This window comes from Castellaniella sp. (genome assembly GCF_036379515.1).
Taxonomy (GTDB): Bacteria; Pseudomonadota; Gammaproteobacteria; order Burkholderiales; family Burkholderiaceae_B; genus Castellaniella.
This window is the reverse complement of record NZ_DASVGN010000038.1, coordinates 38,392-56,369: the sequence shown is the minus strand read 5'-3', so window position 1 is coordinate 56,369 and position 17,978 is coordinate 38,392. Positions and strand designations below refer to the sequence as shown.

Here is a 17,978-nt window from a genome sequence, read left to right as displayed (position 1 = left end):
TCATGCTCCTGAAGATGAAATTTGCGCAATCTCTGCGGTAACCGGGTCTGGATTATCGCTGAATTGACCTGCCCACGCCTGTGCGACGTCCAGCATGCGGTTGGCAAAGCCCCATTCGTTGTCGAACCAGACCAGGAGATTGGCGAAGTCGCCATTATTCACCCGGATCTGGCCCAGATCGATCACTGCAGAGTGTGCGTCGTGGTTGAAATCAATTGATGCGTGCGGTTGATCGGTGCACGCCAGAAGGTTTGGCTGTATTCGGGCCGCCTCGATGAACAAGGTCTTCAAGGCCTGGGGGTCTGTCGGGCGGGCAAGGTTGGCCGACACCTCGATCGCGGAGACGTTCAGGATAGGTACCCGCACAGCTTTGGCCTGGATACGCCCTGCCAGATGCGGCAACATGCGTTCCACACCCTGCGCCAGCCCGGTTGCCACCGGCACGATCGATTGCATGGCTGAGCGGGTACGGCGCAGGTCAGTGTGATGGTATCCATCGATCATTGGCTGGTCGTTCATCACCGAATGCAGCGTGGTGAGGAATGCGCTTCGCACCCCCAGGCCTCGATCCAGCAGGTCCAGTACCGGGACGACAGCATTGGTGGTGCAGGATGCCGCTGACACAATACGCTGGTCAGCGTTCAGACCGCCGTCATTGATGCCGTGCACGACGGTGTAATCCACTTCGGCCGCTCCGTGACCGGGATTGGATACCAGGATGCGGGGGCAGCCTGCATCGATGAAGGGCTGCAGTTTGGCCCGTGTGCCAAATGCGCCTGAGCATTCGAGCAGCAGGTCAAAATCGAGCGATTTCCATGGCCCCCGTGCTGGGTCGGCAGCATGAAAGACAGGAATATCTTCACCATTGACTCGCAGACCATGGTCGAACGCCTGGACCCGGCCCGGAAACACACCATGAGTCGAATCGTACTGGGTCAGATAAGCCATGGACTCCAGATCGGCGGGCTCGTTGATGGCAACAACCTTGATGGAGTCACGATCATGCGACTCCATCAAGGCACGCAACACGCAGCGACCGATCCGGCCGTAGCCATTGATGGCGACACGCAAAGGAGATGACATGAGCAGCAGTCCAGAAAAAATCGGCAGGTATCAGCCCAACGGGCCAGCGACCACGTTGCGCGGCTGCCCGCGATAAAAGGCCTCGATGTTGTGAATGACCTGTCGAGCCATCGCCGAGACGGCGTCGTGGCTGGACCAGGCAACGTGCGGGGTCAAGATGAAATTTGGGTATTTGAGCAGGCGCATCAGGGGATTCCCTGCGTCAGGCGGTTCTTGTGAAGCGACGTCAAATCCGGCAGCACTGATCTGTCCCGATTGCAATGCGTGTTCGAGCGCCATTTCGTCGACCAGGCCACCGCGTGCCGTATTGATCAGCAAGGGCTTGCGCTCCATGAGCGCGAATTCGGCCGCACCGATCATGCCACGAGTCTGAGCGTTGAGTGGGCAGTGCAGGCTGATGACATCGCTGCTGCGCAGAAAGTGGCCAAAGTCAGTGTAGTCTTCGGCAGCAGCATTGGCGTCCCGGCGTGCCGCGAATTGAACCTTCATGCCGAAGGCTCGCCCAAGATGAGCGACGGCCTCGCCCAAGGCGCCCCGCCCCACGATACCCAGCGTGGTACCGGCAAGGTCTTGCACCGGAAAATCAAAATAGCAGAATTGCCCGCTGTCTTGCCAACGCCCGGCTTTGACGGATTCGCGATATGCCAGCAGGTTGCGGCGGAGGGCAAGCATCAGGGCAAACACGTGTTCTGGAACCGTGTGACTTGCATAGTCGCGGGCGTTCGATACCGTGATTCCCAGGCGTTGGCACGCGTCCAGATCGACGTTGTCGGTTCCGGTGGCCGCCAGCGCAATCAGGTCGAGATGCTGCGCCTGTTGCAGTGCTTGGGCATCCATTTTGACCTTGTTGACGATGACGACGTCCGCGTCCTGAATCCGGGCTGCCACCTCGTCGCGCGCCGTGTGCGGATAAAACACGAACTCGTGCGGGACCGACAATGCCTCGAAATCCAGCCAGTCAGGCAGGGCCTCGCGATCCAGGAAGACGACGCGGCGCTTCTCCATGGTCAAACTTCTCCACTCTTGATGTCTGTCGCCAGTCTACCGCATGCAGTGAGTGCTCGCTGCTCGCACAGGTCTGCAGTGGAATGGGTGCCGCAAGCGGCCCGTGGGGCGCTGCGGTGGTATAAACGAACAGGATTTGTTGGATCTCATCTAGGAACATCATGAAACTCTATTATTTCCCAGGCGCTTGCCCGCTAGCCACGCATATCGTGCTGGAATGGATTGGCAAGCCCTACGAAGCTGAGCGCCTGACACGCGAGCAGACCAAAGAGCCCGCTTATCTGAAGCTCAATCCCGCGGGGGCGGTGCCTACTCTGGTGGATGGCGACTTCGTCCTGACGCAAAGCGCCGCCATTCTGGAATATCTGGCAGAACTGCACCCTGAAGCCAAGCTGATGGGGGACAGCGTCAAGGCTCGAGCCGAAACCCGGCGCTGGCTGTCGATGTGCAATTCGGACATCCACCGCACCTTTGGCCTGGTTTTCGGTGCCAGTTATTTTGCCGGAGGAGACGATGCGATCGCTCAAGTTCTTGCCAAGAACGGGCTCGTCAAGTTACAGAGCTTTTTCAAGATCGTGAATGATCGCCTCAAGGGCCGCGATTGGCTCACCGGCCATCGTTCAGTCGCCGACTCGTACCTGTTTGTGCTGCTTTCATGGGCAGACGCGAAGAAGCTGGACCTCAGCGGGATGGATGATCTGCGCCGCTTCCAAAAGAAGATGAGTCAGGACAAAGGCGTCCAAGCCGCCCTGAAAGCCCAGGGGTTGATCTGACAGAAAACGGCCCCTGCGGGCCGTTTTCGGTACAGATCAACGGAATCCGCCTGCAGGCGGATTCCAGGGTGGGGAAACTAATTTGACGCCTGCAGGCGGATTCCAGGGTGGGGAATCAAGCTCCCAGATAAGCCTTACGAACAGCGTCATTCTTCAGCAAGTTGGCGCCGGTATCATGCAACACCACTCGGCCGGTTTCCAGTACATAGCCGCGATCGGCGACCTGCAGCGCCTTGTTTGCGTTCTGCTCGACCAGAAACACGGTCACGCCTTCGTCTCGAATCGTGCGGATGATGTCGAAAATCTGCGCAATGATGAGCGGTGCAAGGCCCAGCGTAGGCTCATCGAGCAGCAGCAGCTTGGGACGAGTCATGAGGGCACGCCCGATGGCGAGCATCTGCTGTTCTCCTCCTGACATCGTGCCGGCTCGTTGTGTGGCCCGTTCTTTCAACCTGGGAAACAGGTCAAAAATGTGAGCCATGCTCTCTTCGGTCTGCTCGCGGTCCAGAAAAAACGCCCCCATATTGAGGTTTTCCGTGACTGTCAGATCGGAAAACACGCGCCTGCCTTCTGGCGAGATCGCGATCCCGCGCTGCATGATTTCGTGCGTCTTGGATTGGGTGATGTCCTCGCCGAGGAACGAAATCTTGCCCTCCCGCGCACGCGGGTTGCCGCAAGTGGACATGAGCAAAGTCGTCTTGCCCGCGCCGTTGGCCCCAATCAAGGTGACGATCTCTCCCTCGTTCACGTCGACGGATACGCCATTCAAAGCCTGAATGGCGCCATAAAACGTACTGATGTTCTCAAGCTTGAGCACGGTCACTCTCCCAAATAGGCCTTGATGACGCGCGCATCCGTGCGTACCTCTTCTGGCAACCCAGTCGTGATGGGCTTGCCGTGCTCCATGACGAGAATGCGATCGGACACTCCCATGATCAAGCTCATGTCATGTTCAATCAACAGAACGGCTACGTTGAACTCTCGGCGCAGTTGATCGATCAGCACCTGGAGATCCTGCTTCTCTTGTGGGTTCAACCCCGCGGCTGGTTCGTCCAGCATGAGAAGGCGTGGCTGGGTGATCATGCAGCGCGCGATTTCGAGCCGGCGCTGATGGCCGTAGGCCAGATTGCCCGCTTCGCGATTGGCATACTGGCGAATACCCATGAAATCCAGCCATTGCGCGGCCCGCTTCTTGGCTGCGGACTCGGATCGCCTGAAAGACGGCAATCCAAGCACGCCTTTGAGCAAGCCTGTCTCCATCTGGGTGTGCTGGGCGACCAGCAGGTTCTCCAGCACCGTCAGATTTTTGAAGAGGCGCACGTTCTGGAAGGTTCGGACCAGCCCGTGACGCGCGACCTTGTGGCTGGGTTGGCCGGTGATATCTACCCCATCCATGCGGATGGCACCGGTGGACGGTTTGTAGAACCCGCCTACGCAATTGAAGACGGTCGTCTTGCCCGCGCCATTGGGCCCAATGATCGCAAAGACCTCGTTGTGACCTACCTCGAATTCAACCTGATCGACCGCCAGCAGGCCGCCAAAACGCATGGTCAGCCCGCTGACCGTCAGCAATGCATCACTCATGATTCCAGTTCCACCTGCGGGCGTTTCATGGGAAGCAATCCTTGTGGCCGCCAGACCATCATGACCACCATCACCAAACCAAAAATCAGCATCCGGTATTGCGCGAATTCACGTGCCAGCTCTGGCACCACCGTAAGCAAGGTCGCCGCCAGGATCACCCCCACCTGAGAGCCCATGCCCCCTAGAACCACAATGGACAGAATCAGTGCAGACTCGATGAAAGTAAAGGATTCAGGGTTCACCAAACCTTGCCGTGCTGCAAAAAAAGCACCACCAAAGCCGGCAAACATCGCCCCCATGGTAAAGGCTGAGAGTTTGATGGCTGTGGGATTCAAGCCCAGCGAACGGCAGGCAATTTCATCTTCACGCAGTGCCTCCCAGGCACGCCCAATGGGCATGCGGATCAATCGACTAGTGAAGAACAGCGTGAGTAACACCAGGACGAAGGCCATCAGGTAAAGGTAAACCACCACGTCGTCGCTGTTGAAATTCCAGCCCATGAGCTGATGGAAGGTAGGCAGTCCGTTGGTGGAGCGCCGCGCCATCTGATAGCCAAAGAATGAAGGCTTCGGAATACCGGAAATTCCGTCTGGCCCCCCAGTAAACCCATATAGATTGATAAGCATGAGGCGGATGATTTCACCGAACCCCAAGGTAACAATGGCCAGGTAATCCCCCCGCAGGCGCAACACCGGGAATCCGAGCAGGAAGCCGAAGAACGCGGCCATCAGGCCAGAAAATGGCAGTGCCTGCCAGAACCCCCAGCCCGCCCAGTGATAGAGCAGCGCGTAGGTGTAGGCACCCGTGGCGTAAAAGCCCACGAATCCCAAATCGAGCAAACCTGCATACCCCACCACGATGTTCAGACCCAGCCCCAGCATGACGTAGATCAGCACCAGGGTGGCGAGGTCCACCTGTGCACGGCCCGTAAAGAAAGGCCAGGCAATGGCGAACAGGATCAATACGAAAATGATCTTCTGCCGAACCTTGTCGGTCATGGCCGGGATCTTGAAGCGAGGCGCCGAGACCTTGCGGCGATGCAGCAGAGGTCGCAGCAGCTGCACCAGAAAGACCAGCGCCATGCCGCCGAAGATCATCTTCCAATCGGCCTGGAGGTAAGTCTCTTGGCCTCGACGCAAAATCTGGAGGCCGTAGACGGGGGCAATGATGATTCCAGCCATGACGGCTGCAATGGAAGCGCTTTTCAGGGTGCCAGCCATCAGACTTTCTCCACTTCAGGCTTGCCCAACAGGCCTGTCGGACGGAATAGCAGGATGAACACCAACAGAAGGAACGCTACGATGTCCTTGTATTGAGAGGAAATGAAGGCCGCTGCGAAGGTCTCCGCCAGGCCCAGCAACACCCCGCCCAGCATCGCGCCCGGAATGCTGCCAATGCCCCCCAGAACCGCTGCGGTAAACGCTTTGATCCCCACAATGAAACCGATGAATGGATTGAGCTTGCCAATGGCCAACGCGATCAGGACCCCCCCCACGGCGGCCAGCATGGCGCCGATCATGAAGGTGAAGGAGATGATCTTGTCGGTGTTGATGCCCAGCAGGTTGGCCATATGGATGTCTTGCGCGCATGCCCGTGACGCCTGTCCCGTGCGGGAATACTTGATAAACAGCCACAGCCCCAGCATGGCAAAGACCGTCACGATGATGATCATGATGCGCGAGTAAGGGGCAGTGACCGTGAAGGGGCTATTGCCGATCGTGAAGTTGATCGAGCCCGAAATCAGCGCCGGCACGGCCATGTCGCGTGCCCCCTGCCCTGTGGCCACCCAGTTTTGCAAGAAGATGGACATCCCGATGGCCGAAATCAGAGGCACCAGCCGCGGGCTGCTCCGCAGCGGCGCATAGGCGATCTTTTCCACCGCATACCCATACACGGCAGTGACCACGGCCGCGACCACCAGCATGGCGAGCACCATGATGGGGAGCGGCAGACCACTGCCCAGGCCGATGGCCGACAGCGTGACCAGCCCCGTGTAGGCGCCAATCATATAGATTTCGCCGTGGGCAAAATTGATGAGACCAATGATCCCGTACACCATGGTGTAGCCGATGGCGATCAACGCATAGATCGCACCGAGCGACAAGCCATTGAAGAGCTGTTGCGTCAACAGAGGAAGCAAATCAGACATGATGAGAAGACTTTGGTAAGGGAATCTGGGGCGTTGGCAGCACGGACCTGGCAAAAACAACGGCCAAGGCTGGCGCAGTTCGGACGTATCAGGGCTGAATCGGTGGCGTCGCCATGGACGTGGCAGCCAAGAGGATGGTGTGCAATTTCAGACTCATGCAATAGTCTCCGGTAGAGGCGCCGCCAGCAAAATTCGACCCGATCAGGATGCTGTGCCATGGGCGTCAAGCTGCAGCTCTGCGCTTCTGCCCTCAGCGGCACGCGTATTCTGACGACTCACCCAGTGGATGTCACTACGGTTAATCCCTAGGCTGGAACGTGACGCGCGGTGCTGAAGAGCGGTGCTAGAACTGTTCTTTCAGGACGAGAATTCTTGGGCCAGCTCTCCCGCGCGCCGTGCCGCAGCCGCCACAGCGGCTTGCATGATCTCAGGCAGTCCTCGATCCTGGAACACGGCCAGCGCTGCAGCCGTCGTGCCGCCCTTGGAGGTTACCCGTTCTCGTAGCACTGAGGGTTCATCCGGAGAGAGCATCGCCAGCTGAGTAGCCCCGTGAAAGGTTCCCAGCGCAAGCTGGCGCGCCTGCTCAGGGGTCAGTCCCTGCTTCACGCCAGCTGAAATGAGCGCTTCGAGGAACAGGAAGACGTAGGCAGGTCCGCTGCCCGACACGGCGGTGACCGCGTCGATCGCGGCGTCGTCTGCCACCCAGAGCACTTCACCGACTGCACGCAGCAACTCTTCAGCTTGGACGCGGTCTGCATCGGTCACCCCGGAAAGCGCCGTCATCCCCGTCATCCCGCACCCAATGAGGGCAGGCGTATTGGGCATGCAGCGGACGATTCGGGTATAGGGCCTGGCTTCGTGGCCCAGCCAGCGAGAGATCGCGGCCCCGGGGATGCCTGCGGCAATGCTGATGACCAGCGTGCCCGGCTTCAACCACGGTTGGCATTGCTGCACGACTTCGGCCATGACCTGGGGCTTGACGGCAAAAAACCAGACCTTGCAGTCCGACAGGCGCGCATCCGGCGCTGCCGCAACCGTGGTGCCCAGCGTTGACCAATGTGCCCGCTTGTCTTCTCCAGGATCGATCACGTGAACGTCGGCTGCTGTGCAGCGCCGCCCGATGAGTCCGCTGGCAAGTGCGCTTGCCATGTTGCCGCCGCCAATCAAGGCGAGTGTCAGTCGTTCTTTCATGGGGCGATATTGTACGATCAAGTGGCGCGTGGTCGGCAACAGGTGGATTCAGAAAACTAGGATAGAAACGGATATCCTGAATCCCGCGATACGGGTATCCTCGGCACACAAGCATGCGACAGGGCGTGAAAGCCAATGTCCCTGCGCGTTTTCGAGGTTCACGGGGCCGTCATGACGACTCCGTATAATGCCCTCGCAATCACTCGTGAGGTTCGGGTGATTTTCACTGGAGAAGACTGATGACCCGCTCGATTCCCCGTCTTACGGTTCTGGCTGTGCTGATGGCAAGTGCTGGTGTTGCGCAGGCCGCTACCGACATTACATTCTGGCATTCCATGGAAGGCCCACTGGGCGAACGGGTGGCAAAGATCGCCCAAGACTTCAATGCCAGCCAATCCGATTACGTGGTCCACGCCATCTACAAAGGCAACTACGGGGAATCCATGAATGCCGGAATCGCTGCATTCCGCGCTGGAAACGCACCCGACATTCTGCAAGTTTTCGAAGTCGGCACTGCCACCATGATGTACGCCAAGGGGGCCATCAAGCCGGTGCAGCAACTCTCTGACCAGGTAGGTGACCCCATCAACCCGGCAGATTTTCTGGGTGCCGTTGCGGGGTATTACTCTTCTGCCAAGGGTCAGCTAGTCTCCATGCCCTTCAATAGCTCGACACCCGTGATGTACTACAACAAGGATGCTTTCCAGAAGGCGGGTCTGAATCCTGATCAACCCCCCAAGACCTGGCCCGAAGTGGCTGCAGCCGCCAAAAAACTGCGGGCTGCCGGGATGGAATGCGGTTACTCGACCGCCTGGCCGTCCTGGGTGCTCCTCGAGAACTTCGCCGCTTGGCACAATGTCCCTTATGCGTCTGAAGGCAATGGTTTCGGGGGCCTGGGCGCTCGGCTTTTGCTCGATACACCCTTGTTCAAGAAACACCTGACTTTCCTGGCGAATATGGCCAAAGAAGGCACGTTCACCTATGGCGGCCGCGGTGACGCCGGCAACGCACTATTCATTTCCGGCAAGTGTGGCATGTACACCGGGTCCAGCGGCATGCGCGCTGCGATTCTCAAAAATGGCCAGTTCAAGTTTGGCACCACCACGCTGCCTTACTACCCCGACGTCAAGGGTGCCCCGCAAAACTCGATCATTGGCGGCGCCTCGCTTTGGGTCTTCTCGGGCAAGTCTGAGCCGGTCTACAAGGGGGTCATCAAGTTCTTTAAATACATGGCCAGTGCACCTCAGGCCGCTGCGTGGCACCAGGGTACCGGCTACGTTCCCATCACCAAGGCGGCTTACCAGCTGACCAAAGAATCCGGTTTTTATGCTAAAAATCCGGGCACCGAAATCGCAGTGAAGCAGCTCGACGCCACGACGACGGTCAATTCTCGTGGCATTCGTTTGGGCTATCTGCCGCAGATTCGTGACATCGAAGACGCCACCCTGGAACAGATCTTCGCCGGCAAAATCACGCCCGAGGCCGGCCTGAAGAAGATGGTCAGCGGTGGCGACGAACTGCTTGCACGCTTCCAGAAGAGCGTACGTTAAGCGCCCTTTCCTGGATGTCCACCACTGGCCTTCAGGGGCCGGTGGTGTAATTTTTTGATGAACAACCAAGTAGGTCAATGGAAAAACGCGTCGTCTTCCATCATCGCAGCCTGCCCTGGCTGCTGCTTGCACCCCAACTGGCCATCACGTTGATCTTTTTCTTCTGGCCAGCGGGGCAAGCGCTCTGGCAGTCATTCCGGCTGGAAGACCCGTTCGGCCTTTCGTCGCAATTCGTGGGGCTCGCCAATTTCGTCGATTTGTTTTCCAACGCTGATTACCTGAGTTCGTTTCGCACGACCGCCGTCTTCTCGGCGCTGGTCGCCTTCTTTGGGCTGTCGATCTCACTGCTTTTGGCCGTCATGGCCGATCGGGTCGTTCGGGGGGCTGGCGTCTACAAGACGCTGTTGATTTGGCCATACGCCGTTGCTGCTGCTGTTGCCGGCGTGCTGTGGCTTTTTCTGTTTTCACCGTCCGTGGGCATTCTGGCCGTCTTCATGGTCAAGCTGGGTTTGCACTGGAACCCCAGGCTGGATGGCTTTGATGCCATGGCGCTGGTGGTGTTCGCTTCGGTCTGGAAACAGATCTCGTACAACTTTCTCTTTTTTCTGGCGGGGCTTCAATCCATACCACGATCGCTCATCGAGGCCGCAGCGATCGACGGCGCGGGCCCCTCTCGTCGATTCTGGACCATCGTCTTTCCGCTGCTGTCCCCCACCACGTTCTTCTTGCTCGTCATCAATTTCATTTACGCCTTCTTCGATACCTTTGCTGTGATCGACATCATGACGCAAGGGGGGCCAGGGCACTCAACCGACATCCTCGTCTACAAGGTGTACAACGCAGGTTTCAAGGGCCTGGATCTCGGCTCTTCGGCTGCGCAGTCCGTCGTCCTGATGGGGATCGTCATCGTGCTGACTGCATTGCAGTTTCGCTACGTCGATCGCAAGGTGAACTACTCATGATGCAACCTATTTCTGACACGAGGTCGCTCCGTGGTTGAACGCCGTCCATTACTGGACTTCTTCACGCACGCTGTGCTGATCCTGGGGGTCATGGTTGTCGCTTTCCCCCTGTACGTGGCTATCATTGCGTCCACCCAGACCGCACAAGAGGTCGCCAACGCCCCCATGTCGCTGCTTCCTGGAGGGCATTTTCTCAGCAATTACTGGTCGGTGCTGGTGGGGGCAGGAAGCAATGCTCCGCCTGTGGGCCGAATGCTGTGGATCAGCACTTTCATGGCATTGGCGATTGCCATCGGGAAGATCCTGATCTCGATGCTGTCGGCTTTTGCTGTGGTGTATTTCCGGTTTCGATTTCGCATGCTGTGCTTCTGGATGATCTTCGTCACCCTCATGTTGCCAGTCGAAGTCCGGATCGCACCCACCTACGCTGTGGTCGCTGGCCTCGACATGCTCAACAGCTACGCCGGCCTGACACTTCCGCTGATCGCGTCGGCAACCGCCACGTTCCTGTTTCGGCAATTCTTTCTGACGGTGCCGGACGAACTCGTCGAAGCCGCACGCATCGATGGCGCGGGTCCCATGCGGTTCTTCAAGGACATTCTCCTGCCGCTTTCCCGCACCAGCATCGCCGCCCTCTTCGTCATCCAGTTCATCTACGGCTGGAATCAATACCTCTGGCCGCTGATCATTACGACTCACGAAAACATGTATCCGATCGTGGTCGGCATCCAGCGCATGATTGCGGGTGGCGATAGCGTGACGGAATGGAATCTGGTCATGGCAACTGCCATGCTCGCCATGGTGCCTCCCGCTGCCGTGGTCATCCTGATGCAGAGATGGTTCGTCAAGGGCCTTGTCGACACCGAAAAATAGGAATCACATTTTGGCTACCCTGAGTTTTCGCGACGTTCGCAAGACCTACCCTGGTGGTGTTGCCGTCATCCACGGGATATCGATGGACATTGCTGATGGCGAATTCGTCGTCATCGTGGGGCCTTCGGGTTGCGGCAAATCCACGCTCATGCGCATGGTTGCGGGGCTCGAATCCGTGACCGACGGCGAGATCAGTATCGGTGATCGCGTGGTGAACACGCTGGAGCCTGCCGAACGCGACATTGCCATGGTGTTCCAAAACTACGCGCTCTACCCACACATGAGCGTGTTCGAGAACATGGCGTACGGGTTGAAGATCCGCAAGCTCGACAAGGACGAGATCCGCAAGCGGGTCGAAAGCGCGGCCCGTATCCTTGAGCTCGACCAGTTGCTCGAGCGGCGTCCACGCCAGTTGTCGGGCGGCCAGCGCCAGCGGGTTGCCATGGGCCGTGCCATTGTCCGCGAACCTGCTGTGTTTCTCTTCGATGAGCCGCTGTCGAACCTGGATGCAAAGCTCAGGGTCCAGATGCGTCTCGAAATCCAGAAGCTGCATCAAAGGCTCAAGACGACCAGCCTGTATGTCACCCACGACCAGGTCGAAGCCATGACGCTCGCGCATCGCATGGTGGTCATGAATCGTGGAGTTCCGGAACAGATTGGAACCCCTGCCGAGGTCTTCGAAAAGCCGGCTACAGTCTTCGTAGCGGGCTTCATTGGATCTCCCCCGATGAACCTGTTGCACGTCTCCATTGATGACCAGGGTCGCGCGCTGGATCCCGAGGGCCGCTCGCTCCCCTTCCAGGCGCCTGAGAGCGATGCCAAGCAATTGATGTTGGGTCTACGGCCGGAACATCTTCGTTTGCATGCCGAACAAGGGATCAAGGCACGCATTGAAATGATCGAGGTGCTGGGCTCGGAGCAATTGGTGCACATGCGCTGGGGCGAGCAGGCTCTGGTCTTGCGATGCACCGTCGCCGAAACCCGTGTACGGCCAATTGCGGTGGGCGACACCGTGATCCTGGGGTCTTATGGGCAGCATCCCGTCCACTGGTTCGATGCCGAAACAGGCCAGCGTATCGATTCCTGAAATACTTCGCTCGTCCCTGCGCCTGGGTGCAGAAATGGAAACAGCGCCTGACGGCGCTGTTTCCATTTCCTGTGCAGGCAACCCACGAAGGATGCTCGCACAGCAGTGGGATCTACTGCTTGAAGACCGTCTTCGAGCCATCGGCGTGCCACGTGAACACGTCAAACTTGAAGGATTTCAGGTCGCCTTGCTTGTTCCACGACAAATCACCGATCGGGGTTGGAACCGAGTTGGCGTGCAGCCAGGCTGCTACCTTGATCGGGTCATCCTTGCCCGCACCCTTGATGCCGGCAGCGATCGCGTCGACGGCCGAGTAGGACGTCAATTGGAACGCGCCACCTGGGTTACGCTTTTTGTCTTTGAACGCCTTCACGACGGCAGCGTTGCTGGCATCCCCCGTGTGGTCCGCCGGCAAGGTCACCAGCATGCCTTCAACGGCCGGGCCGGCGATGGCATTGATGTCCGGGTTCCCCACGCCTTCTGGGCCCATGAACTTGGCCTTGAGCCCTTGTTCAGCGCCTTGGCGCAGCAGAAGGCCCATTTCTGGGTGATAGCCACCGTAGTAAACGAAGTCGGCGCCCGAGGATTTCAGCTTGGTAATGACCGCTGAATAGTCGCTGTCGCCGGCATTGATGCCCTCGAACAGCACGACCTTGACGCCCGATTTTTCGAGTGCATTTTTAACGGCTGTGGCAATGCCTTGGCCGTATGATTGCTTGTCGTGCAGCACGGCAACGGCTTTCGGGTGAATATGATGGACGATGAAGTCAGCGGCTGCTGGCCCCTGCTGGTCGTCGCGGCCAATAGTACGGAAAATCGTGTCATAGTTCTTGCCGTCGGTCACCAGAGGTGAAGTGGCGGACGGCGAAATCATGACAATGCCTTCGTTGTTGTAGATGGGCGCAGCTGCAATCGTGGCACCTGAGCAGACGTGACCCACCACATAGTGGATGTTGTCGTTGACTACTCTGTTTGCCACAACCGGACCCTGTTTGGGTTCGCACGCGTCGTCCATGAGCACTGCTTCAAGCTTGTTGCCCAGGACGCCACCGTTGGCATTGATAGTCTCGATCGCCGTGTTTACGCCTTCCTTGACCATGTCTCCATACTGCGTCAAAGCCCCGGTAAAAGGCCCCGCGACTGCGATTTTGATTGTGGCAGAATTCGCAGCGGAAGAAAGCATCATGCCGGCAGCAAGGCCCAGTGCGGCCGCCATCGGCGTAAAGCGAATATTCATAACACCTCCTGTGAAAGACCCGAAAAGAATACACGAAACGTTTCTTAATTGGGCTTATCGTTACACAGGGGTTTTCCCCCATGAAAGGCTCTGTGGGGCTACGCGGTTTTCGATTGCCTGGCTTCAAGCGGCTGCTTCGACGGCTTCTTCCAGCATGGAAACCCCCGGCAATTTGCAGCGACGAACAGAGCGTGTCAGTGCCTCGATGGCCGCCAGCCTCGGGAAACTCTTGCGCCAAACCAGCACGACACGCCGATCCGGTACTGGAGGCTTGAAAGGGACGAACTTCAAGAGGCGGCTCTCTGCACCTTGAACCCCCAATGCACTGGCGGGCAGCACCGTGATGCCGATCCCAGCTGCCACCATATGCCGGATCGTTTCAAGAGAAGAGCCTTCGAAGGTGCGTTGTATACCTTCGCTGGAAGCCGAGAACCGTGACAGCTCGGGGCAGACTTCCAGGACCTGGTCACGGAAGCAATGCCCGGCTCCCAGCAGCAGCATGGTCTCGTCCTTGAGCCGTCGCGAATCGATCTGCTTTTCATTGGCCCAGGGATGGTGGTGCGGCAAGGCGACGAAAAAGGGCTCATCGAACAGAGGGCACTGTGCAAAGCCGGTTTCCGGAAGTGGCAATGCCACAATGGCGCAGTCGATTTCTCCTTGACGCAACAGTTCCAGAAGCCGTGTCGTGTAATTTTCCTGCAGCAGCAAGGGCATCTGGGGCGTGTGCCGGATCTGCTCAGGTACCAAGTATGGCAACAGATAAGGTCCTACTGTGTAGATGATGCCCACACGCAGAGGACCCTCAAGCGGATCATGCCCTTGTCGCGCGATTTCGCGCAGGTTGGCGCTTTCTTCGAGGACCTTCTGGGCTTGAGATACGATCCGAAGCCCTATCGGGGTGATACCGACCTCTGCGCCCCCGCGTTCGAAGAGTACGACTCCCAGTTCTTCTTCCAGCTTTCGGATAGCCACTGAAAGCGTCGGCTGACTTACGAAGCACGCTTCTGCGGCCCTGCCGAAATGGCGCTCACGCGCCACGGCCACGATGTACTTCAATTCGGTCAAGGTCATGAAAACATCTCCGGGAGAAAGTCGATTCGACGCGCTCAGCTACGTAGATACTGGGACGCGCCGGCCATCCAGCGCCGCTGGTGTGCCTGCGCACTTTCAGGGTATTCGCGAGCCAATAGCGCCGCCACTTCACGGGCTTGTTCCAGCAAGAGCCCATCAGCATTCAAGTCTGCGAAGCGCAGCAGGGCCTGCCCGGACTGCCGCAGGCCCAGGAGCTCTCCAGGGCCGCGCTGCTCCAGGTCGCGGCGGGCAATCTCGAAGCCGTCCGTGGTTTCGAACATTGCACGCAGGCGATCGCGCGCGACCAGTGACAAGGGCGTTTGGTAGAGCAGCACGCAGGAAGACGGGCGCGTCCCTCGCCCGACACGGCCTCGCAACTGATGCAACTGTGCAAGGCCGAAACGCTCGGCATGCTCGATGATCATGAGACTCGCATTAGGGACGTCGACGCCCACCTCGATCACCGTGGTGCTCACCAGGACATCCACCTCACCGGCGCGAAAGGCTGACATGGTGGCAGACTTCTCGGCAGCCGGCAGACGGCCATGCATCAAACCTATGCGCAAATCGGGCCAGGCGGCGCACAGGTGGTCGTACGTATCGACGGCTGTTTGCAGCTGCAAGGTTTCGCTCTCTTCGACCAGCGGGCACACCCAGTAGGCCTGCTCGCCCGACCGCACTGCTTGCTCCACGTGGGCCAGCAGCTCATCCCTGCGGCGGTCGTCGAAGAGCCGCGTCTGGATGGGCGAGCGACCGGGTGGCAATTCGTCGAGGACGGACACGTCCATATCGGCGAAGAACGCCATGGCGAGTGTTCGGGGAATGGGCGTGGCGCTCATGCTCAATTGATGAGGCCTGAGTCCCGTCTGGTCGCCCTTGTGATTCAGAGCGAGGCGCTGATTGACCCCGAAGCGATGCTGTTCATCGCTGATCACCAGGCCCAGCCGGTCAAAAACCACCTTGTCTTGAATCAGCGCCTGTGTACCGATGGCCAGGTGCGCGGTGCCTGACGCAATAGCCCGCAGCGCCTTTCGGCGTGCCTGGGCTGACACGCTACCGGCAAGCCAGACGATGGCAATGCCCATTGGCGTCAACCACTCGGAAAACTTGCGGCACAGCTGTTCGGCGAGGATCTCCGTGGGTGCCATGACGGCCACTTGCACGCCCGCATCAACTGCCTGCAGGGCGGCAGCCACAGCCACCAGTGTCTTGCCACTTCCTACGTCGCCTTGCAGCAGCCGATGCATGGGGTGCGGCTTGAGCAGGTCGGCTTGAATCTGTGCGATGGCGCCGCACTGGGCCCGCGTGGGTGTAAACGGTAAAGCCTCAAGAAAGCGTTTGACCCGTGGATTTGCGGCCAGCGGCCACGCACGCTGCCGCTGCCTTTGATCGCGTGCCTGAGCCAGTGCCAGTTGCTGCGCCAACAACTCGTCGAACTTGATCCGCCGCCACGCGGGATGCTCGTGTCGTTCCAGAGACTCGAGTGAGATGTCAGGTGTCGGGTGGTGCAGCAGCCGCAGGGAAGGTGCAAAGTCGGCCAGGTCGTACGCCTCACGTACGGGGGGCGGCAGCGTATCGCTCAGGTCGGTTTCTTTCAGCGCCTGGGCAATGGCCTTGCGCAGACTGGCCTGGGAAAGGCCCTGGGTCGTGGGATAGACCGGAGTAAGAGTGTCAGGCAGCGCCGCGTGCGGCTCGGTGATCAATGGATGGACGATTTCGAGCCCGCGAAATCCTGCCCGCACCTCGCCTCGCGCACGAACTTCCCTACCTGCACTTAGCCGAGCCTGCTGGCCCGGATACGCATGGAGCCAACGCAGGTTCAGATGCCCCGACGCATCGTTCAGCACTGCGTGAAGTTCACGGCGAGGCTGGTAACGTGCCTCGCTGTGGAGAATCGTGCCCTCGAATAGCGCCCACTGCCCGGGCACTGCGTCTGCAATCGGGGTGATGCGAGTCTCATCCTCGTAGCGCAACGGTAGGTGAACCGCGAAATCGCCTGGATTTCTGAGCCCCAGGCGTTCGAATGCCTTGATCGTGGCGCTGGAAGACGCGTTGACTTCTTTGGGCTTGCGCCGCGCGCCGGTCGCAACAGCCACGGGTGCCCCCAGGGTCAGAGCGACAGGACGGCTTCGACCTCGAACTGGGCGCCTTTGGGCAGGCTGGCCACTCCCAGTGTAGAACGCGCCGGATAAGGCTGGGGAATGATCTCGGCCATAATGGCGTTGGCACTCGCGAATTTACTCAGGTCCGTCAGGAAGAGCGTGAGCTTGACGATGTTGTCCAGCGTGCCACCGGCTGCTTCGATGACGGCCTGCATGTTGGCAAAAGATTGCCGGACCTGCCCTTCGAAGTTTTCGGACACCAGTTCGCCGGTGCCAGGCTCCAGGCCAATCTGTCCCGAAAGAAAGACGAGCCGCCCGCCCTGGGTACTTACCGCTTGGGAATAAGGCCCGACGGCTGCAGGAGCCGCATCGGTATGGATGATTGCCTTGCTCATGGTGACATCCCTGAAAGACGTGTTGTCGAACTATCAGAGTTTACAGATCAATAGCGAAAAGTAAAGCGCTATTTTTCTGCGAAGGCGCGTTCGAAGACGTAGTCTCCTGGTTGCCCCACACTGGGGGACACCGCAAATCCACGAGCGTCCAGGAGGCTGCGCAGGTCTGCCAGCATGGCAGGGCTGCCGCAGATCATGGCGCGATCGCAGCTCGGATCGAGTGGAGACAGCCCGATATCGTCAAAGACCTTTCCGCTTTCGATGAGCGTGGTCAGCCGCCCTTGGTGCTCATACGGTTCGCGTGTCACGGTGGGGTAATAAATCAGCTTCTCGCGCACCATGCCGCCGAGGTATTCGTCTTCTCGAAGCTCAGTGCGCAGATAGTCGCCATAGGCAAGCTCGCTCACGAAACGCACGCCATGCATCAGGATGATCTTGTCGAAGCGTTCGTAGGCATCGGGGTCTTTGATGATGCTCAGAAAAGGTGCAAGGCCAGTACCCGTCGCCAAAAGGTACAGGTGGCGTCCGGGCTTGAGGTCGTCGGTAACCAGCGTGCCAACCGGCTTGCGGCTGATAAGAATTGAATCGCCAGGCTTCAGGTGTTGCAAACGCGATGTCAGGGGTCCGTTGGGAACCTTGATGCTGAAGAATTCAAGGTTGTCCTCATGGTTGGCGCTCGCGATGCTGTATGCACGCATGAGGGGTTTGCCCTCGACTTCGAGCCCGATCATGACGAAATGCCCGTTATGGAACCGCAGGCCCGGGTCTCGCGTGGTCTTAAAAGAAAAAAGCGTGTTGTTCCAGTGTCGGACGCTGAGAACTTGTTCAGAAAGAAAGGCTGCCATGGCAAAAATTACAGTTGAACCCGGCCATGCCGGTCACAAAGCGGTCAAACCCTGTATTGTACGCGGGGCCA

General features: G+C 58.8%; 17 protein-coding genes. 5 read left to right on the top strand and 12 right to left on the bottom strand.

The features are described 5' to 3' along the window. Both VF285_RS13370 and VF285_RS13365 read right to left on the bottom strand, forming a co-directional pair. Entirely contained in the window at positions 1 to 1,083 is a 1,083-nt protein-coding gene (locus VF285_RS13370) for a type I glyceraldehyde-3-phosphate dehydrogenase (RefSeq protein ID WP_346953131.1), read from the bottom strand. Positions 1,084 to 1,113: 30 nt separating this feature from the next. Continuing rightward, complete coding sequence (locus VF285_RS13365) at positions 1,114 to 2,088, bottom strand: D-2-hydroxyacid dehydrogenase (RefSeq protein WP_346953130.1); 975 nt, start codon at positions 2,086 to 2,088, stop codon at positions 1,114 to 1,116. 161 nt (positions 2,089 to 2,249) lie between these two features. On the opposite strand from VF285_RS13365, the gene VF285_RS13360 reads away from it, so the two are divergent. Beyond that, a complete protein-coding gene (locus VF285_RS13360; RefSeq protein WP_346953129.1) occupies positions 2,250 to 2,861 on the top strand; it encodes a glutathione S-transferase family protein in 612 nt (203 codons plus the stop codon). A gap of 115 nt (positions 2,862 to 2,976) precedes the next feature. On the opposite strand, the gene VF285_RS13355 is transcribed toward VF285_RS13360, so the two are convergent. The 5 genes from VF285_RS13355 to proC all read right to left on the bottom strand — a co-directional run bounded on the left by VF285_RS13355 (position 2,977) and on the right by proC (position 7,785). Next, entirely contained in the window at positions 2,977 to 3,678 is a 702-nt protein-coding gene (locus VF285_RS13355; RefSeq protein WP_346953128.1) for an ABC transporter ATP-binding protein, read from the bottom strand. A gap of 2 nt (positions 3,679 to 3,680) precedes the next feature. Beyond that, positions 3,681 to 4,445 carry a high-affinity branched-chain amino acid ABC transporter ATP-binding protein LivG gene (gene livG / locus VF285_RS13350; RefSeq protein ID WP_346953127.1) on the bottom strand — a complete coding sequence of 255 codons (765 nt, stop codon included), beginning with the start codon at positions 4,443 to 4,445 and terminating at the stop codon, positions 3,681 to 3,683. After that, positions 4,442 to 5,665 (bottom strand): high-affinity branched-chain amino acid ABC transporter permease LivM, encoded by a 1,224-nt coding sequence (locus VF285_RS13345; RefSeq protein WP_346953126.1) that lies wholly within the window; start codon positions 5,663 to 5,665, stop codon positions 4,442 to 4,444. Before VF285_RS13345 ends, livG begins: the two co-directional genes overlap by 4 nt. Next, a complete protein-coding gene (locus tag VF285_RS13340) occupies positions 5,665 to 6,594 on the bottom strand; it encodes an ABC transporter permease subunit (RefSeq protein ID WP_346953125.1) in 930 nt (309 codons plus the stop codon). The genes VF285_RS13345 and VF285_RS13340 overlap by 1 nt, the downstream gene beginning before the upstream one ends. 357 nt (positions 6,595 to 6,951) lie before the next feature. After that, on the bottom strand, positions 6,952 to 7,785 hold the full coding sequence (gene proC, locus VF285_RS13335; RefSeq protein WP_346953124.1) for a pyrroline-5-carboxylate reductase: 834 nt from the start codon (positions 7,783 to 7,785) through the stop codon (positions 6,952 to 6,954). Positions 7,786 to 8,024: 239 nt separating this feature from the next. On the opposite strand from proC, the gene ugpB reads away from it, so the two are divergent. The 4 genes from ugpB (at position 8,025) to VF285_RS13315 (ending at position 12,257) form a co-directional block, all read left to right on the top strand. Beyond that, positions 8,025 to 9,335 carry a sn-glycerol-3-phosphate ABC transporter substrate-binding protein UgpB gene (gene ugpB / locus VF285_RS13330; RefSeq protein ID WP_346953123.1) on the top strand — a complete coding sequence of 437 codons (1,311 nt, stop codon included), beginning with the start codon at positions 8,025 to 8,027 and terminating at the stop codon, positions 9,333 to 9,335. A 77-nt stretch (positions 9,336 to 9,412) separates the two neighbouring features. Next, positions 9,413 to 10,297: a sn-glycerol-3-phosphate ABC transporter permease UgpA gene (gene ugpA / locus VF285_RS13325; protein WP_346953122.1), complete on the top strand. Its 885-nt coding sequence runs from the start codon at positions 9,413 to 9,415 to the stop codon at positions 10,295 to 10,297. A 30-nt stretch (positions 10,298 to 10,327) separates the two neighbouring features. Next, on the top strand, positions 10,328 to 11,170 hold the full coding sequence (gene ugpE, locus VF285_RS13320) for a sn-glycerol-3-phosphate ABC transporter permease UgpE (protein ID WP_346953121.1): 843 nt from the start codon (positions 10,328 to 10,330) through the stop codon (positions 11,168 to 11,170). Positions 11,171 to 11,180: 10 nt separating this feature from the next. Beyond that, on the top strand, positions 11,181 to 12,257 hold the full coding sequence (locus tag VF285_RS13315) for a sn-glycerol-3-phosphate import ATP-binding protein UgpC (RefSeq protein WP_346953120.1): 1,077 nt from the start codon (positions 11,181 to 11,183) through the stop codon (positions 12,255 to 12,257). A gap of 112 nt (positions 12,258 to 12,369) precedes the next feature. Here the strand turns inward: VF285_RS13315 and VF285_RS13310 are convergent, their stop codons facing one another. From VF285_RS13310 to VF285_RS13290, 5 genes are all read right to left on the bottom strand, one after another. Beyond that, positions 12,370 to 13,494: a branched-chain amino acid ABC transporter substrate-binding protein gene (locus VF285_RS13310; protein ID WP_346953119.1), complete on the bottom strand. Its 1,125-nt coding sequence runs from the start codon at positions 13,492 to 13,494 to the stop codon at positions 12,370 to 12,372. 123 nt (positions 13,495 to 13,617) lie between these two features. Next, positions 13,618 to 14,565: a LysR substrate-binding domain-containing protein gene (locus tag VF285_RS13305; protein WP_346953118.1), complete on the bottom strand. Its 948-nt coding sequence runs from the start codon at positions 14,563 to 14,565 to the stop codon at positions 13,618 to 13,620. Between the two features lie 35 nt (positions 14,566 to 14,600). Then, positions 14,601 to 16,598 carry an ATP-dependent DNA helicase RecG gene (gene recG / locus VF285_RS13300; RefSeq protein ID WP_414648162.1) on the bottom strand — a complete coding sequence of 666 codons (1,998 nt, stop codon included), beginning with the start codon at positions 16,596 to 16,598 and terminating at the stop codon, positions 14,601 to 14,603. Positions 16,599 to 16,675: 77 nt separating this feature from the next. After that, a complete protein-coding gene (locus tag VF285_RS13295) occupies positions 16,676 to 17,062 on the bottom strand; it encodes a Rid family detoxifying hydrolase (protein WP_346953116.1) in 387 nt (128 codons plus the stop codon). 68 nt (positions 17,063 to 17,130) lie between these two features. Next, complete coding sequence (locus VF285_RS13290) at positions 17,131 to 17,907, bottom strand: ferredoxin--NADP reductase (protein WP_346953115.1); 777 nt, start codon at positions 17,905 to 17,907, stop codon at positions 17,131 to 17,133. Positions 17,908 to 17,978: the final 71 nt, after the last annotated feature.

What these genes read in the sequence shown, in the direction of transcription:
- VF285_RS13360 (WP_346953129.1), top strand. Translation starts at nt 2,250, where the DNA reads ATGAAACTCTATTATTTCCCAGGCGCTTGCCCGCTAGCCACGCATATC.
- proC (WP_346953124.1), bottom strand. Translation starts at nt 7,785, where the DNA reads ATGAAAGAACGACTGACACTCGCCTTGATTGGCGGCGGCAACATGGCA.
- livG (WP_346953127.1), bottom strand. Translation starts at nt 4,445, where the DNA reads ATGAGTGATGCATTGCTGACGGTCAGCGGGCTGACCATGCGTTTTGGC.
- VF285_RS13365 (WP_346953130.1), bottom strand. Translation starts at nt 2,088, where the DNA reads ATGGAGAAGCGCCGCGTCGTCTTCCTGGATCGCGAGGCCCTGCCTGAC.
- VF285_RS13345 (WP_346953126.1), bottom strand. Translation starts at nt 5,665, where the DNA reads ATGGCTGGCACCCTGAAAAGCGCTTCCATTGCAGCCGTCATGGCTGGA.
- VF285_RS13370 (WP_346953131.1), bottom strand. Translation starts at nt 1,083, where the DNA reads ATGTCATCTCCTTTGCGTGTCGCCATCAATGGCTACGGCCGGATCGGT.
- VF285_RS13290 (WP_346953115.1), bottom strand. Translation starts at nt 17,907, where the DNA reads ATGGCAGCCTTTCTTTCTGAACAAGTTCTCAGCGTCCGACACTGGAAC.
- VF285_RS13305 (WP_346953118.1), bottom strand. Translation starts at nt 14,565, where the DNA reads ATGACCTTGACCGAATTGAAGTACATCGTGGCCGTGGCGCGTGAGCGC.
- ugpA (WP_346953122.1), top strand. Translation starts at nt 9,413, where the DNA reads ATGGAAAAACGCGTCGTCTTCCATCATCGCAGCCTGCCCTGGCTGCTG.
- VF285_RS13340 (WP_346953125.1), bottom strand. Translation starts at nt 6,594, where the DNA reads ATGTCTGATTTGCTTCCTCTGTTGACGCAACAGCTCTTCAATGGCTTG.
- ugpB (WP_346953123.1), top strand. Translation starts at nt 8,025, where the DNA reads ATGACCCGCTCGATTCCCCGTCTTACGGTTCTGGCTGTGCTGATGGCA.
- VF285_RS13310 (WP_346953119.1), bottom strand. Translation starts at nt 13,494, where the DNA reads ATGAATATTCGCTTTACGCCGATGGCGGCCGCACTGGGCCTTGCTGCC.
- VF285_RS13295 (WP_346953116.1), bottom strand. Translation starts at nt 17,062, where the DNA reads ATGAGCAAGGCAATCATCCATACCGATGCGGCTCCTGCAGCCGTCGGG.